Source organism: Ensifer sp. ENS03 (genome assembly GCF_014852035.1).
Classification (GTDB): Bacteria; Pseudomonadota; Alphaproteobacteria; order Rhizobiales; family Rhizobiaceae; genus Ensifer; species Ensifer adhaerens.
The window spans coordinates 223001-238113 of the sequence record NZ_JACVAV010000009.1 but is presented as its reverse complement, the minus strand read 5'-3'; the positions used below and the strand labels follow the sequence as shown (position 1 = coordinate 238113).

15 protein-coding genes are annotated in these 15113 nt (G+C 62.6%); 9 read left to right on the top strand and 6 right to left on the bottom strand.

Features of this window, described 5'->3' with window-relative positions; all coding sequences use genetic code 11:
• Nucleotides 1-65: 65 nt before the first annotated feature.
• Nucleotides 66-1610: an ABC transporter substrate-binding protein gene (locus IB263_RS26665; RefSeq protein WP_113136239.1), complete on the bottom strand. Its 1545-nt coding sequence runs from the start codon at nucleotides 1608-1610 to the stop codon at nucleotides 66-68.
• A gap of 434 nt (nucleotides 1611-2044) precedes the next feature.
• On the opposite strand from IB263_RS26665, the gene IB263_RS26660 reads away from it, so the two are divergent.
• The 7 genes from IB263_RS26660 (at nucleotide 2045) to IB263_RS26630 (ending at nucleotide 9583) form a co-directional block, all read left to right on the top strand.
• Nucleotides 2045-3124 (top strand): LacI family DNA-binding transcriptional regulator, encoded by a 1080-nt coding sequence (locus IB263_RS26660; RefSeq protein ID WP_192439251.1) that lies wholly within the window; start codon nucleotides 2045-2047, stop codon nucleotides 3122-3124.
• A complete protein-coding gene (locus tag IB263_RS26655; RefSeq protein ID WP_060586131.1) occupies nucleotides 3121-4143 on the top strand; it encodes a PotD/PotF family extracellular solute-binding protein in 1023 nt (340 codons plus the stop codon). The genes IB263_RS26660 and IB263_RS26655 overlap by 4 nt, the downstream gene beginning before the upstream one ends.
• A gap of 104 nt (nucleotides 4144-4247) precedes the next feature.
• Nucleotides 4248-5075, top strand: coding sequence for an ABC transporter permease (locus tag IB263_RS26650; protein WP_060586133.1), 828 nt, complete (start codon nucleotides 4248-4250; stop codon nucleotides 5073-5075).
• Nucleotides 5072-5851 carry an ABC transporter permease gene (locus tag IB263_RS26645; protein ID WP_060586135.1) on the top strand — a complete coding sequence of 260 codons (780 nt, stop codon included), beginning with the start codon at nucleotides 5072-5074 and terminating at the stop codon, nucleotides 5849-5851. The genes IB263_RS26650 and IB263_RS26645 overlap by 4 nt, the downstream gene beginning before the upstream one ends.
• The gene (locus IB263_RS26640; RefSeq protein WP_060521736.1) at nucleotides 5844-6872 is read left to right on the top strand and encodes an ABC transporter ATP-binding protein; all 1029 of its coding nucleotides are present in this window, start codon (nucleotides 5844-5846) and stop codon (nucleotides 6870-6872) included. Before IB263_RS26645 ends, IB263_RS26640 begins: the two co-directional genes overlap by 8 nt.
• 6 nt (nucleotides 6873-6878) lie before the next feature.
• Entirely contained in the window at nucleotides 6879-7799 is a 921-nt protein-coding gene (locus tag IB263_RS26635; RefSeq protein WP_060586137.1) for a nucleoside hydrolase, read from the top strand.
• 26 nt (nucleotides 7800-7825) lie between these two features.
• Nucleotides 7826-9583, top strand: coding sequence for an adenine deaminase (locus IB263_RS26630; RefSeq protein WP_210338327.1), 1758 nt, complete (start codon nucleotides 7826-7828; stop codon nucleotides 9581-9583).
• Nucleotides 9584-9719: 136 nt separating this feature from the next.
• On the opposite strand, the gene IB263_RS26625 is transcribed toward IB263_RS26630, so the two are convergent.
• Nucleotides 9720-10895 carry a M20 aminoacylase family protein gene (locus tag IB263_RS26625; RefSeq protein ID WP_060586142.1) on the bottom strand — a complete coding sequence of 392 codons (1176 nt, stop codon included), beginning with the start codon at nucleotides 10893-10895 and terminating at the stop codon, nucleotides 9720-9722.
• A 156-nt stretch (nucleotides 10896-11051) separates the two neighbouring features.
• Between IB263_RS26625 and IB263_RS26620 the strand changes: the two genes are divergently transcribed.
• Together IB263_RS26620 and IB263_RS26615 are read left to right on the top strand one after the other, a co-directional pair.
• On the top strand, nucleotides 11052-11768 hold the full coding sequence (locus tag IB263_RS26620) for a phosphoribosyltransferase (protein WP_371814219.1): 717 nt from the start codon (nucleotides 11052-11054) through the stop codon (nucleotides 11766-11768).
• A gap of 70 nt (nucleotides 11769-11838) precedes the next feature.
• The gene (locus IB263_RS26615; RefSeq protein WP_060644310.1) at nucleotides 11839-12240 is read left to right on the top strand and encodes a VOC family protein; all 402 of its coding nucleotides are present in this window, start codon (nucleotides 11839-11841) and stop codon (nucleotides 12238-12240) included.
• Nucleotides 12241-12336: 96 nt separating this feature from the next.
• On the opposite strand, the gene IB263_RS26610 is transcribed toward IB263_RS26615, so the two are convergent.
• From IB263_RS26610 to IB263_RS26595, 4 genes are all read right to left on the bottom strand, one after another.
• Nucleotides 12337-12801 (bottom strand): DUF411 domain-containing protein, encoded by a 465-nt coding sequence (locus tag IB263_RS26610; protein ID WP_034799270.1) that lies wholly within the window; start codon nucleotides 12799-12801, stop codon nucleotides 12337-12339.
• 82 nt (nucleotides 12802-12883) lie between these two features.
• On the bottom strand, nucleotides 12884-13174 hold the full coding sequence (locus tag IB263_RS26605) for a copper-binding protein (RefSeq protein WP_060644311.1): 291 nt from the start codon (nucleotides 13172-13174) through the stop codon (nucleotides 12884-12886).
• Nucleotides 13175-13201: 27 nt separating this feature from the next.
• Entirely contained in the window at nucleotides 13202-13687 is a 486-nt protein-coding gene (locus IB263_RS26600; protein WP_034799273.1) for a plastocyanin/azurin family copper-binding protein, read from the bottom strand.
• Nucleotides 13688-13737: 50 nt separating this feature from the next.
• Complete coding sequence (locus IB263_RS26595; protein WP_060644312.1) at nucleotides 13738-15075, bottom strand: multicopper oxidase family protein; 1338 nt, start codon at nucleotides 15073-15075, stop codon at nucleotides 13738-13740.
• Between the last annotated feature and the right edge of the window lie 38 nt (nucleotides 15076-15113).

Genomic DNA, 15113 nt, shown 5'->3' with positions numbered 1-15113 from the left:
CGGAACGGATCCAGGGGCTGTCGTTTACGCATCCGGCGCGGATGCGCGCGGGATGGCGATGCCGCTTACTGCTCGCTCTTCTTGATGCCGAAGGCGAAGAACTGCGAGTTCAGGCCGTTCACGGGATAACCGGTGACGGCCGAGCTCGAGACGACGATCTGCGGGTAGAGGTAGAGCCAGTTGCTGGCGGCATCCTCGGCGATGATCGTGTTGGCTTCTTTGAGCTGTGCGGTCTGCTCGTCGGTGTTGGCCGCTGCCTCCGACGCTTTGATCAGGTCGACGACTTTGGGATTGTTGTAGCCCCAGTAGAAGTCCGGATTGCCGTAGAAGACGATGTCGCGGTGATTGACGTGCTCCTGCAAAGTCGCCTGGAAGTCATGTGCTTTGTAGACCTTCGTGTACCACTCGTTGGCGGTGATCACGTTGATCTCGACCTTGATGTTGACCTTGGCGAGTTCGCTCTGGATGAACTGGGCGACGATCGGATGAGGGTCGTAGTTCGGCGTGTCGAGCTTGAAGGTGAAGCCATCGGCAAAGCCCGCTTCCTTCAGCAGCGCCTTGGCGCTCTCGACGTCATAGGCATCGACGGCGGTGAGGTCCACGTACCAGGGGTCCGTCGGCGGAACGAAGGAGCCGATCAGCGTGCCGTATTCGCCCCAGATCGACGTCAGCAGCTTCTTGTCGTCGATGGCGCGGGCGATCGCTTTGCGGACCTTGACGTTGTCGAAGGGGGCGACGCGGTCGTTGAAGGCGAGCAGTTCCTTGGTCGTCGACTGGCCGGCGGTGACGGTGAAGTCAGGATTGTCCTTGAACTGGGCGATCGAGTCCGGGCTCTGGACGCTGGTGATGATGTCGACGGCGCCGGTCAGGAGCGCATTGTTGAGCGCGGTCGCGTCGGTGAAGTACTGGAAGACGACTTCGCCATTGGTCGGCGCGGTGCCCCAGTATTTGTCGTTGCGGATCAGGGCCAGCGACGAGCCGCGGCGCCATTCGTCGAGGCGGTAGGGGCCCGTGCCATCTTCGCTGGCGTTCAGGTCCTTGGCCGCATCGTTGACGATCCAGACATAGCTCAGATTGTAGGGCAGCGAGATCGAGCGGGCAGACAGCTTGACGACCACCGTCTGGTCATCGGGCGCCTCGATGGCGCTGATGGTTGCAAGGCTCTTCTTGCGCGAGCTCTTGGATTGCTCTGCCGTCACGCGTTCGATGCTGTACTTGACGTCTGTCGCCGTCAGCGGATCGCCGGAGTGGAAGGTGACGCCGGGGCGAAGCTTGAAAGTGTAGGTGAGGCCATCGTCGCTGACGCTCTGCTCGGCCACGAGGCCCGGCTGAACGTCGCCGGCATCGGTCAGCGTGAACAGCGCTTCATAGACATTGCCGTTGAAGGCTTCGTTGATGCCCTGGCCGGCGCCGGCGGTGTTGTCGAGGTTCTGCGGCTCATAGAGCGAGCCGATGGTGATCGAGGCGTTGGGATCGAATTTCGCGTCCTCGGCAAGAACGGCCGTGCTCGACGAAAGAGCCAGCGCCAGCGTGGTAGCTGCCAAGGTTGCGCCGCGCGCCCGGCGGGTTTGTCCCGCGGTCTTGCCAAAGCCGATGATAGTGCCAGTCATGTCCCAAACTCCTGCTTATGCCTGTTGTGCGGATCGCACCGCCGCCCGAATTCTAGCCATCGGACGATTGCCGTGCATCATACTTATTCCCTAGTAATTTAGTGGGAAAATTGATTTCTTTTGTCAGGCGAAGTTGAAATTTGTACCCGCGATTGCGGCGGTTGGGCAGATGCGTGTTTCGCTTTTCATCGCTCGGTGTCGGCGGAGATATATCAGGCAGACTTTGGACGGCCCGTTGGTGCTTGAGGAATTGACGTGAACTCCTTCCGCTGATTGTGAACGCCAGGCGCCAAGCGGAAATCGATTGTTGTTCGCAAATCTTTTCCCTCGAAAATTGCAAAATGCAACGAGTCGACAAAAGGATTCGACAGTCGGAAGATTCTGATATATCGGCTGATTAATCGTTTAATCACGCGATAGCGGAAACCACTGATTTGGCGCGTTCCGGACCAAAACTGACGAGGATTGCCAGAACGCTGGGCGTCTCCGCGGCGACGGTTTCAAACGCGCTCTCGGGCAAGGGGCGCGTCTCCGCCGAGATGGTGGAAAAGATCCGCGCGACCGCTGCCGAGCTCGGCTATGTGCCGAGCCAGGCGGGCAGGGCGCTGCGCACCGGCCGCACGGGTGTTCTCGGCCTCGTGCTTCCCGATATCGCCAATCCGCTCTTCCCGCAGATCGCCCAGGCAATCGAGCTTGCGGCTTCGTCCTCGGGCTATGGCGTGCTGATCGCCGACTCGCGCGGCGACGTCTCGACCCAGACCAAGGCGATCGAGCGCCTGATCGATCGCGACGTTGATGGCCTGGTGATCGTGCCCAGGCGCGGCACGCGCATTGCCGATGTCGGCTGTCCGGTCGCCGTCATCGATACGCCCTCGACGCCGGGCAACACGGTCGCCGCCGACCATTGGGGTGGCGGCCGGCAGATTGGCGAACACCTCAAGGCTCTCGGCCACCGCCGCGTGCTGATCATCGGCAACAATCCCGCCTCGAACGTGCAGAACGACCGCGCCGGCGGTATTCGCTCGGTCTTCGGCGAGGGCACCCATACCGATACGCTCTGGATCGAGCCGTTGGAAAAGGCGGCCGGCAAGGGCTGTCCGCTCGGCCTCGCCGATAAGGTGGCGGAAGGCTACACGGCCTTTGCTTGCATCTCCGATCTCCATGCGCTGCGGGCGCTCACCGAATTGCAGCGCGCCGGCATCAACGTGCCGGAAAAGGCGAGCGTCACCGGTTTCGACGACCTGATCTGGTCGCCGGTCATCACGCCGGCGCTGACGACCGCGCGCATGGACATGACCGAGATCGCGGCGATCGCCGTCGCAGCGCTCGTGAAGGCGATCAGCGAGCGCGACCCGTCCGATCCCGAGATCGGCGCACCGGTTACGGCGGCGACCTCCAAGGTGCCGATGCATCTGGTCGTCCGGCAATCGGCCGCGGCACCGTCCGCGTCTCAACCCGTTCTTACCACTGCCACCGCAGCTACATCCGTCACCGAAGGAGGACACCAGCCATGAAGAAGTTCTTGCTTGCCTCGAGCGCGCTCTTGCTCGTTACCGCCCCTGTCGCATCCGCTCAGGAAAAGACGCTCACCATTTCCGTCTACGGCTTTGCCCAGGACGCATTCAAGGAACTGGTCTACACTCCGTTCGAACAGAAGTGCGGCTGCAAGCTCGTCGTCGAAACCGGCAACAGCGTCGAGCGCCTCGCCAAGATGGAAGCCAACAAGGCGAGCCCGGTCGTCGACATGGCCGTCGTCTCGATGGCCGACGCGCTTTCGGCCACCCGCGCCGATCTCATCGAAAAGATCGACACCTCGAAGCTCCAGAACTTCAACAAGCTCTACGACCTTGCCAAGGACCCGAACGGCGACGGCATGAGCGTCGGCTACACCTTCTATGCCACTTCGATCGTCTATCGCTCGGACAAGATGGAAGTGAACTCCTGGGCCGATCTTCTGAGCGACAAGAACGCCAGCCACGTCGCCTTCCCGAACGTCACCACCAACCAGGGCCCGCCGGCGCTCTACATGGTCGGCGAAGCCATCGGCAAGAACACGCCTGACCTCAAGGAAGCGATTGCCGCCGTCGGCGCCAAGAAGGACGATATCGTCACCTTCTACGTCAAGTCCTCCCAGCTCGTTCAGCTGATGCAGCAGGAAGAAATCTGGGCCGCTCCGATCGGTCGCTTCTCCTGGGAAGGTTTCACCAAGCTCGGCCTGCCGATCAAGTGGGCAACGCCCAAGGAAGGCCAGACCGGCGGCATGAACGTCATGGTGCTGACCAAGGGCAGCAAGAACCAGGATCTGGCGCTTCAGTTCATGGACTTCTGGCTCTCGACCGAAATTCAGACCGCGCTTGCCGAAAAGCTGGTCGACAGCCCGGCCAACAAGGACGTGAAGGTTTCGCCTGAGATCGCCGAAAACCTCACCTACGGCGAAGAGACCGTGAAGAATCTGAAGCTGATCCCGTCGGCCGTTGCCCTCGACAACCGCGAAGCGTGGCTGTCGGAGTGGAACGCCCAGGTCGGCCAGTAAGACCAAGCCATTGCGACCTCCACCGGCGGATCGTGATCGCCGGTGGAGACCTGATGCGACGGGCGCGATGAGACGCGCCCCGGAATGCCTTGAAAGGAAGAAGGATGTTCCAGAACCGCGCCGAAGCCCTGGCGCTCGCTCTGCCCGCAGCGGTCTTTGCGGCGATCGTCTTTCTGGCGCCGGTGGTGATCCTGCTGGCGGAAGGCTTTCGCAGCGCCGACAGCTGGTCGCTGTCGGCCTATACGACCTTCTTTTCCGATCCGCTGAACCGCACCGTCTTCCTGCGCACCTTCCGGCTCGGCCTGATGGTTACCGTCGTTTCGGCGGTCATCGGCTATGCCGCCGCCTTTGCGATCGTCAATCTGACGCCGCGCAACAAGGGACAGATGATCGGCCTTGTCGTGCTGCCGCTGATGATCTCGTCGGTTGCCCGCACCTATGCCTGGATCGTCATTCTCGGCCGCACCGGCATCGTCAACCAGGCGCTCCAGCTTGTCGGCCTCTCGGATGAGCCGATCCGCTTCCTCTTTACCGAGACCGCCGTGTTCATCGGTCTCTTGCAGCTTTTCCTGCCGCTGATGATCCTGTCGCTGATCAGCGCGCTTGAAAACATGCCGAAGGATGCGATCCCGGCTGCCCGCGTACTCGGCGCCAACTGGTTCCAGGTGTTTTTCAAGGTGATCCTGCCGCTGACCAAGGAAGGCCTGGTGATCGGCGGCACGCTGGTCTTCACCGGCTCGCTCACGGCCTACATCACACCGGCGATCCTCGGTGGCTCCAAGGTGCTGATGCTCGAAACGCTGCTCTATCAGCGCGTCACCGTCGCCAACGATTTCGTCGCGGCCAGCGTCATCGCCTTCATCCTGATCGTCATGAGCTTTGCCGCCAATCTTCTTTTGAAACGGCTTGCCACCGCGAGGAACAAGCGATGACACCTCGTATCTTTACTCCGCTCGTCCTCTTCCTGGTGATCGGCTTCCTGATCGGGCCGTTCTTCATCATCGTCGCCGCGTCGCTCTCCGGCGGCGAGACGCTGGCCTTCCCGCCACAGGGCTTCTCGCTCAAGTGGGTCGCCAAGGTGTTCACGGTCGAGAGCTTCCAGGAAAGTTTCGCGATCTCGATGCTGCTGGCGATCGGCGGAACGGCGGCCGCTCTCGTGCTCGGCGTTCCCGCCTCCTACGCCCTCTCGCGCTACAAGCTGCCTTTTGGCGAAACTATCCGCACGATCGTGTCGCTGCCAATCATCGTGCCCGGTATCATCGTCGGCCTGGCGCTCTTGCGTTACATCGTCGTGCCCTTTGGCCTCAACATCACGCTGACGCTGTTCCTCGCCCACACCGCGCTGGTTCTGCCCTATGCGGTCCGGGTCGTCTCGGCGAGCCTCAACAACCTGCGCTCCGATATCGAGGAGGCAGCTGTGCTGCTCGGCTCCTCGCGCGCCGGCGCCTTCTTCCGCGTGGTGATGCCGAACATCCGCAGCGGCATCCTCGCCGCCTTCATCCTCGGCTTCGTCACGAGCTTCAACCAGGTGCCGGTATCGCTCTTCCTCTCCGGTCCGGGTGTGCGCACCCTGCCGATCGACATGCTCTCCTACATGGAGATCACCTACGATCCGTCGGTCGCCGCCCTCTCCGCGCTGCTCGCCTTCATGTCCATCGGCATCGTCTTCCTTGCCGAACGCTTCCTGGGATTCTCTCGCTATGTCTGACGCCCCCTTCCTCAGCCTTGAAAAACTGACGCTCGCCTATGGCGATACCGTTGCGGTGAAGGACCTCGACCTTTCGATCCGCAAGGGCGAACTGGTGGCCTTCCTTGGGCCCTCCGGTTGCGGCAAGACGACGACGATGCGCTCGATCGCCGGCCTGCTGTCGCCCGCGTCCGGCGCGATCAAGCTCGATGGTGCCGACATCACCCGCGTGTCCGCCAACAAGCGCTCGGTCGGCCTGGTCTTTCAGTCCTATGCGCTGTTTCCGCACCTGACTGTGTTCGAAAACGTCGCCTTCGGCCTGCGGCTGAAGAAGCTGCCGGCCAACGAGATCGAGAGCAAGGTGACCGCCGGTCTCAAGTCGGTCGGGCTTTCGAAGTTTTCCGCCCGCAAGCCGGGCGAACTCTCCGGTGGCCAGCAGCAGCGTGTCGCGCTGGCGCGTTCCATGGTCATGGAGCCGAAGGTGCTGCTGCTCGACGAGCCGCTGTCGAACCTCGACGCTCGTCTGCGCCTCGAAATGCGCACGGAACTGCAGCGGGTGCAGAAGGAAACCGGCGTCACGATGATCTTCGTCACCCACGACCAGGGCGAGGCCCTGTCGCTGGCGGACCGCATCGTCGTCATGCTGAACGGCGCGATCGAGCAGATCGGCACGCCCGAGGATATCTACAACCGCCCGATCTCGCGCTTCGTCGCCGACTTCGTCGGTTTCGAAAACATCTTTGCCGTCGAGGGCGGCAAGCTGAAGGCCGAGAACGGCCCGATCGATCTCTCCGGATCCCTGCCGCCTGACACGGCAGGGCTTGCGTGGCGTCCGCGCATGGTGACCCTTGGTTCAGGTCCTTTCCAAGGCACCGTGCGCGGAGCCTCTTTCTCCGGCAGCACGCGCGAGTACCTGCTCGATACGCCGCTCGGCGCCATCAAGGCGGAAGAGGATGCAGCACTTGCAGCCCGTGAAACCGGTTCTGCCATTGCCTTCGACCTGCCGGTCGAGAAGGCCGCACGCCTCAAGAAGTTCGGGTAAGGTCCGATGGGTGTCTGGATCGATACGGACATGGGGTTCGACGACATTGCCGCAGTGCTTGTCGTCCTTCATGCCGGTGAAGAGATCGACGGCGTTTCGCTGGTTTTCGGTAACACGCCGCTTGACCAGGTGAAGCGCAACGCTGCCGGCGCCGCGCGCGCTTTCGGCTGGGCTTTCCCCATCCATGAGGGGCGCGCCCTGCCGGTGCTCGGCAAGCTCGAAACTGCCGAACGCATCCTTGGCGAAGCCGGCATGCCGACAGCGGGATTGACGCTGCCGGAGGCCGACGCCTTGCCGGTAAGCGAAGCCTTTGCGGCACTTTGCGCCTGGCTGGAGCAGGAGGGGCCGAAGCGGATTCTGGCGCTCGGGCCGCTCACCAATCTCGCTGCCCTTTGCCTTGCCCGTCCGGACTTGGCGAGCCGGATCACCGACCTCACCTGGATGGGGGGCGGCGTCACCAGCGGCAACCATACGGCATCTGCCGAATTCAACGCCTTCGCCGATCCGGAAGCGCTGGCGATCGTGATCGCTCATGGCCTGCCGCTGCGCATGGTCGATCTCGATCTCTGCCGCAAGGTCTTTGCCTACCCCGATGACGTCGCGCCGATCCGCTCGGCGGGTGGCGTCCATGCCGCCCTCATCGCCGATCTGCTTGCCGGCTTCATTTCGATCGGCACCAGTCGCGGCCGGCCGGGCATGGCGATCTACGACCCTTGCGCTGCCGTTGCCTTCGTCAATCCGGGCGCAATCTCGTTTCGCAAGGCGCGCATCGATGTCGAACTCGGAGGGACGCTGGCCCGGGGGCGCACCGTCGTCGAAACGCGCGAAAGCCATGCGATCTTCAATGCCGAATATGCCGTCGATGCCCATGTCGAGACGACCAGGGCTCAGATCCTGGGCGCTTTGATGAAGGAAGCGCAGAAGTGAGTTCCATAGAGCAGCCTCAGGACTTGATGGATGCGGCGCTCCGTAGCCGGGCAGTGGCGGCAGCGCGTGGTGCTGAACCGTTCGACGTTCTGATTTCGGCCGGTACGCTCGTCGACGTGGTGACGGGCGAGCTTCGCCCGGCTGATATCGGCCTTGTTGGATCGTTGATCGCAAGTGTCCACGAACCGGGCACGCGCTCCGATGCGGCAACCATGATCGATGCGACGGGCGCTTACGTTTCGCCCGGTCTGATCGACACCCATATGCACGTCGAAAGCTCGATGGTGACGCCGGCGACCTATGCCAATGCGGTGCTGCCGCGTGGCGTGACGACCGTCGTCTGGGATCCGCATGAGTTTGGTAATGTCAACGGTGTGGCCGGCGTGCGCTGGGCCGCAAACGCCAGTCGCGATCTGCCGCTGCGCACGATGCTGCTGGCACCGTCGAGCGTGCCGTCAGCACCCGGCCTGGAGCTGGCCGGTGCCGATTTCGACGCTGATGTGATCGCCGACATTTTGAGCTGGCCGGAAATCGGCGGCATCGCCGAAATGATGAACATGCGCGGCGTCATCGACGGTGAGGCGCGCATCACCGGGATCGTTCAGGCGGGGCTTGCCGCCGGCAAGCCAGTCAATGGCCATGCGCGCAGCCTTGCGGGGCCTGATCTCCAGGCCTTCGTGACCGCCGGCGTCAGCTCCGACCATGAACTCGTTTCCGGCGACGATCTGCTGGCAAAACTCAGGGCAGGGCTTTCGATCGAACTGCGCGGTTCGCACGATCACCTGCTGCCGGAATTCGTCAAAACGATCAAGGCTCTGGGCCATCTTCCTCAGACGGTAACGCTCTGCACCGACGACGTTTTCCCGGACGATCTTGCCCATGCCGGCGGTCTCGACGATGTCGTTCGCCGGCTGGTGCGCTATGGCCTGCCCGCCGAATGGGCGCTTCGGGCGGCAACGCTGAATGGCGCGGTCCGCCTGGGCCGGCATGATCTTGGACTTGTGGCGCCAGGGCGTCGGGCGGACATCGTGGTCTTCGAAGATCTCGCTGATTTCCGTGCGCGCACGGTCATCGTCGACGGCAAGACGATTGCAGACGCCGGACGGATGATCGAGCCGCTCAGCGGCATTGCCGCCGAGACCCTGCACGGAACGATGAAGATCGCGCCGCTGTCGGAGAACGACTTCCGCATTCCAGCAGATGGCACGAAGGTCCGCGTCGCGACCATCGACCGGCCGCGTTTTACCCAATGGGGCGATGCCGTTGCCGCGGTTGAGGGCGGCTTCGTCGTTCCGCCCGAGGGGACGACTCTGATCGCCGTGGCGCATCGTCACGGGCGCGCCGATAGCCGACCGGCTGTGGGTCTGCTGTCGAGTTGGGGCGCCTGGCGCGGCGCCTTTGCAACCACGGTATCGCATGACAGCCACAACCTCACGGTTTTCGGCGGCAATGCGCAGGATATGGCGGTCGCTGCAAATGCGGTGATTGCTGCCGGTGGCGGCATGGCCGCTGTGTCCGGCGGCAAGGTCAATGCACTCCTGCCTCTGCCACTCGCGGGGCTGGTTTCCGAGGAGCCGCTGGAAGAGGTGGCGGATAGCTTTGCAGCACTCCGCGAAGCAGTCGGCCGCATCGTCGATTGGCAGCCGCCTTATCTGGTCTTCAAGGCCTGCTTCGGCGCGACGCTCGCCTGCAACGCCGGACCGCACCAGACCGATCGCGGCATTGCCGACGTGGCGACGGGCAAGGTCATGGAAAGCCCGATCCTGGAGATCCTTGAAGCCTGACATTCAAAGGCCGCTAAGGCAGAGCGGCCGTTGAAGTCCGACGTCATTTCCGTATGACAGCTTGCCTCGCCCTTCAAGCGCAGGTTCTAAATCCTTGAGATCGCACGCTCCCGCCTGCTTCTTCGCGATCAAAGCGTTACTCGGCGCGTGCCAGTTCCTGTTCCACGAGGGTCGACCAGAAGGTGGCGCCCGGACCGATCGCGTCGTCGTTGAAATCATAGGCAGTGTTGTGGTGCAGCGCGCCGTCGACGGCGGGGCCGTTGCCGAGCCAGACGTAACAGCCGGGCGCTTCCAGCCCGAAGAAGGCGAAATCGTCGCCGGCGGTCGACGGCGGAAATGACGTCCGGGTCTTCTTGCCGAACACCGCCTGAGCGGCGCTCAACGCCCGGGCAGTGGCATCGGCGTCGTTGACGACGGGCGGAATGCGGCGTTCGAATTCGTAGTCGACGGAAATCCCATACATCTCGGCGGTACCACGCGCGAGCCGGCCGATCTCGGTTTCGAGCTGATCGCGCACTTCGGGCGTATAGGCGCGGGCGGTGCCGCCGATTTCCACCGTATCGGGGATGACGTTGAGCGCCTTCGGGTCGCCGGCGCGCACGGAGCAGGCGCTGACGACGGCTGGCTGTAAGGGATCGACGACGCGGCCGACGATCGACTGCAGCGAGGCAAGGAAGGTGCCGGCGGCCGTCACCGGATCGCGGCCGAGATGCGGCTTGGCGCCATGGGTGCCGACGCCGCGAAAGGTGAGCCGCCAGCTATCCGAAGAGGCAAGCTGCGGACCGGCGACGACGGCCATCTCGTCCGGGTCAAGGCCCGGCATGTTGTGCAGGCCGTAAACCGCGTCGCAAGGGAACAGCTCAAAGAGGCCGTCTTCGACCATACGTTTCGCACCGCCACGCCCTTCCTCGGCCGGCTGGAAGATGAAGTGCACCGTGCCGGAGAAATTACGGGTCTTCGACAGATGGCGGGCGGCGCCGAGCAACATGGTGGTGTGACCATCATGGCCGCAGGCATGCATCTTGCCGGCCTCGCGGGATTTGTAGGGACGGTCGGCGATCTCCGGCATGGCGAGCGCGTCCATATCGGCGCGAAGGCCGATCGAGCGTGTGCCGTTGCCGACCTGCAGCGTGCCGACGACGCCGGTTTTTCCCAAGCCTCGGTGGACCTTTAGACCCGCTTCCTCAAGCCACTTGGCAACGAGATCGCTGGTGCGTACCTCCTCGAAGCCGAGTTCCGGATGGGCATGCAGGTCGCGACGGAAGTCGGTGAGGAAGGTGAGGTCGTCGGCTATTCCGTCTGGCAGGCGCATCGTCAGGCATTCCCATGTTTCATTGCGCGAAGGGCTTGTGAATTCCGCGTGCTTTGCTTGAGCCGCAGCGCCCTTTCGGTTTGATCGAAGTCGCAAACGGTATAGACGAAAACGGCCGGAACCAGAACAGCAAGCCGGCCTTTTTGATCGCCTTTCATTTCGGGCGAAAGCGCGCAGACGAGGACCGGACCGATGCAGCCCCACGACTTCTGGCAGGAAATCTACCCGCCGAAAAGCTTCGATATTCAGGCGGGTTATCGCGATTTCTTCCCGGCGTCCCTCGGCGATGGCAGGCAGATTCTCCTGCCGATCCGTCAACTCGCCGACGGCAAACATGCGCTGGCCTCGCTGATCGTCAATCAGGCGAGCTTTGCTGTTGAGGACGCACTGGCAACGGAACTTGCGGCGAAGCTCGCACCCTATGAGCCCGAAGTCGTCGCCGGTCTGCCGACGCTCGGCCTCACGCTTGCGTCTGCCGTTGCCCGCAAGCTCGGCCATAGCCGCTACGTGCCACTCGGAACGTCCAAGAAGTTCTGGTATGTCGACGATCTCTCCGTGCCGCTCTCCTCGATCACCACGCCCGACCAGAAGAAGCGTCTCTACGTCGATCCGCGCATGTTGCCGTTGCTTGAGGGTAAGCGCGTGGCTCTGATCGATGACGTCATTTCCAGCGGTACGTCGATCCTTGCCGGGCTGACGCTGATGGAAGCCTGCGGCATCGAGCCGGTCGCGATCGGCGCGGCCATGCTGCAGACCGAGCGCTGGCACCAGCCGCTTGCGGACCGTGCACCGCATTGGGCGGAGCGTGTCGTCGGAGTGTTTCAAACGCCCTTGCTTCAGCGGGGTGAAGACGACAGCTGGCGCGCCGCCTGAATTTCTTGGCTTCCGCGCGGCAGCGAAGATAGATTTGTCTATCTGCTCGGGACGTTACGAAAGGACTTGCATGCGGTTCATCAATCCGATCCCTTTCGTCCGCGACATCGATCACTCCCGGGAATTCTACGAGAAGATTGTTGGCCTGACGGTTCGCGAGGATTTCGGAAACTTCGTCCTCTTCGAAGGCGGCTTCGCGATCCATGAAGGACGTTCGCTGGAGCGGACCGTCTGGCGAACAGAGTTTGGTTCGGATGAGCCTTACGGGCGGCGAAATCTGCTGCATTATTTCGAGCACGAGGATGTCGATGCGGCCTTCGCGCGCATTGCGCCGCATGTGGACCTGATCCATCCGGTCGAGCGTCAGGCATGGGGCCAGCGTGTGTTCCGCTTCAGTGACCTGGACGGGCATGCGGTTGAGATCGGAGAGCCGCAGGTGCTGGAATCGCCAATCGACCCGGAGAACCCCTAACTTATTCAGGCGCTGGCTTCATTGAAAGCCAAGGCGCCCTCGCCGTCGCGAAGGCGTCTTGGATTGTGTGCTCTCCTTTAGAGGGCGAAGCGCGGCTTAGTTCGCCGGCCTGACCTGATAATAAACCGTCGACTTCGCGCCGCCCGCCTTGGCGATGGTGTAGACATCGTACGAGGCCTGCGGATCGTTGCCCATGCCGAGCGAGCCTGAAGGCATGCCGGGAACCGCGATGCCGGCGACATCCGGCTTTTCGGCCAGCAGCTTCTTTACCGCTTCGAGCGGTACATGGCCCTCGATGACATAGCCGTCGATGACGGCGGTATGGCAGCCCTCCATGTCGGCCGGAACCGCAAAGCGCGTCTTGATCACCGACATGTCGGCCTCATCGCGCACCTCGACCTTGTAGCCGGCCGCTTCCATTGCGTCGGCCCATTGTTCGCAGCAGCCGCATTGCGGATCCTTGTAGACGGCCATGGTGCCGGTTGCCGCGACGGCGCCCGTCGCAAAGAGGGTGATGCCCGCGATCGTGCCCGCCACGAAATGCCTGCGTAATACGTTCATCGAACATTCCTTTCCATTCTTGCCTGATCTCAGGATTGTGGCGCCCGGGCCGCGCAAAGTCGACCCGGGCAGTTTGTCGCTGCTACTTGATCTCGGTCACGGTCAGCTTGCCGTTGACACGGTCGGCGACGAATTCGATCGACGCGCCTTCCTTGAGCTTGGCAAGCACCGCGTCATCGACGCGGAACACCATGGTCATGGCCGGCATGTCGAGGTTCTTCAGATCCTCATGGTCGATCGTCACCTTCTTGGCCTTGGTGTCGATCTTCTTGACCACGCCCTTGGTGAACTCCGCGGCCTGGGCGGGTAGGGAGAACGTGGCGGTGGAAACAGCCAATGCGAGCGCTGCGAGGAGTTTGCCTACGGTTTTCATGGTTTCATCCTTTCCTGTTTTCTCGGGTTACTTCTTCACTACGTCGAGTGGGCCGTGCATGCCGGCGTCGTAATGGCCCGGCACCAGGCAGGCGAATTCGAAGGTGCCGTCGTTGGTGAACGTCCAGTAGATGTCGCCGGACTTGCCCGGCTCGAGCCGGATGGCGTTCGGGTCGTCGTGCTCCATGTCGGGGAACTTCTCCATGGTGATCTTGTGTTCCTGGATCGTCGCCTTGTCGTCGAGCACGAATTCGTGGGCGAGTTCGCCGGCGTTCCTGATGGCGAAATGGACCGTCTGGCCCTGGCGAACCTTGATGGTTGCCGGGGTGAAGATCATCTTGCCGTCGTCGGTTTCCTTCATGGTGACGCGGATCGTCTGCGTCGACTTCTTGCTGTCGCCGGGCTCGCCGATCGACACCTTGTCGTGGCCGCCGGCGTGGCTGCCGCTGGCGAGCGCCTGGGAGGAAAGGGCGGAGGCGATAACGAGCGCCAGAGCGAGTGCTGATTTCTTCATCGTAATGTTCCTGATGGATTTGAAAGAGGTCATTGCAGTCGGCCGCCCTCTCACGGTTTGGGCGTGAGCACGGTCTTGGCATCCTTGGCCCGCGTCGGTTCCGGCAATGCGCCGGTCCATTCCCAGGCCTGTGTTCCCGGCGGGTTTTCGTACCAGCCGGGATCGCTGTAATCGCCGGCGGAGATGCCTTCGCGCACCTTCACCACCGAGAACATGCCGCCCATCTCCAACGCGCCGTGCGGACCCCAGCCGGTCATCATCGGGATCGTGTTGTCGGGGAGCGGCATTTCCATTTCGCCCATGTCGGCCATGCCGGCCGTACCCATGGGCATGTAGTCGGGCTTCACCTTGCGGATCTTTTCCGCGACCGATTTCTTGTCGGCGCCGATGAAGGTCGGGATATCGTGGCCCATCGCGTTCATCGTGTGGTGCGACTTGTGGCAATGGATCGCCCAGTCGCCCTCGTACTTGGCGTCGAATTCGTAGGCGCGCATGGCGCCGACGGGAATGTCGATCGACACTTCCGGCCAGCGTGCCTCCGGCCGCACCCAGCCGCCATCGGTGCAGGTCACCTCGAAGTCGTAGCCGTGCATGTGGATCGGATGGTTGGTCATGGTGAGGTTGCCGACCCTGACCCGCACGCGGTCGTTCTTGGACACGACCAGCGGGTCGATGTCCGGGAAGATCCGGCTGTTCCAGCACCACATGTTGAAGTCGGTCATTTCCATGATGCGCGGCACATAGGTGCCGGGATCGATGTCATAGGCATTGAGCAGGAACACGAAATCCCGATCGACACGCATGAAGTTCGGATCCTTCGGGTGCACCACGAAGAAGCCCATCATGCCCATGGCCATCTGTACCATTTCGTCGGCATGGGGGTGGTACATGAAGGTTCCGGACTTCACGAGGTCGAACTCGTAGACGTAGGTCTTGCCGGCCGGAATATGCGGCTGCGACAGGCCGCCGACGCCATCCATGCCCGAAGGCAGGATCATGCCGTGCCAGTGAATGGTGGTGTGTTCCGGCAGTTTGTTGGTGACGAAGATCCGCACGCGGTCGCCTTCGACCGCCTCGATTGTCGGGCCTGGCGACTGGCCGTTATAGCCCCAGAGATAGGCGGTCATGCCGTCGGCCATCTCGCGTTCGACCGGCTCCGCGACAAGGTGGAATTCCTTGACGCCGTTGTTCACACGGTGCGGCAATGTCCAGCCGTTGAGGGTGACGACCGGGCTGTAGTCCGGTCCGCTCGTCGGCACGAGCGGCTTCTGGGTCGAGGCATTGTCCATGCTTGCCGCTTCGGGCAGGCCGGAATTTGAGGTTTGGGCCCAGGCGGCGGTCGAAACGAGAGCAGCACCGGCGCCGAGGAAGTTTCTTCTGTTGAACATATCTGATCCTTTTTTGAGTTAGGGCGGGATGCGTACGG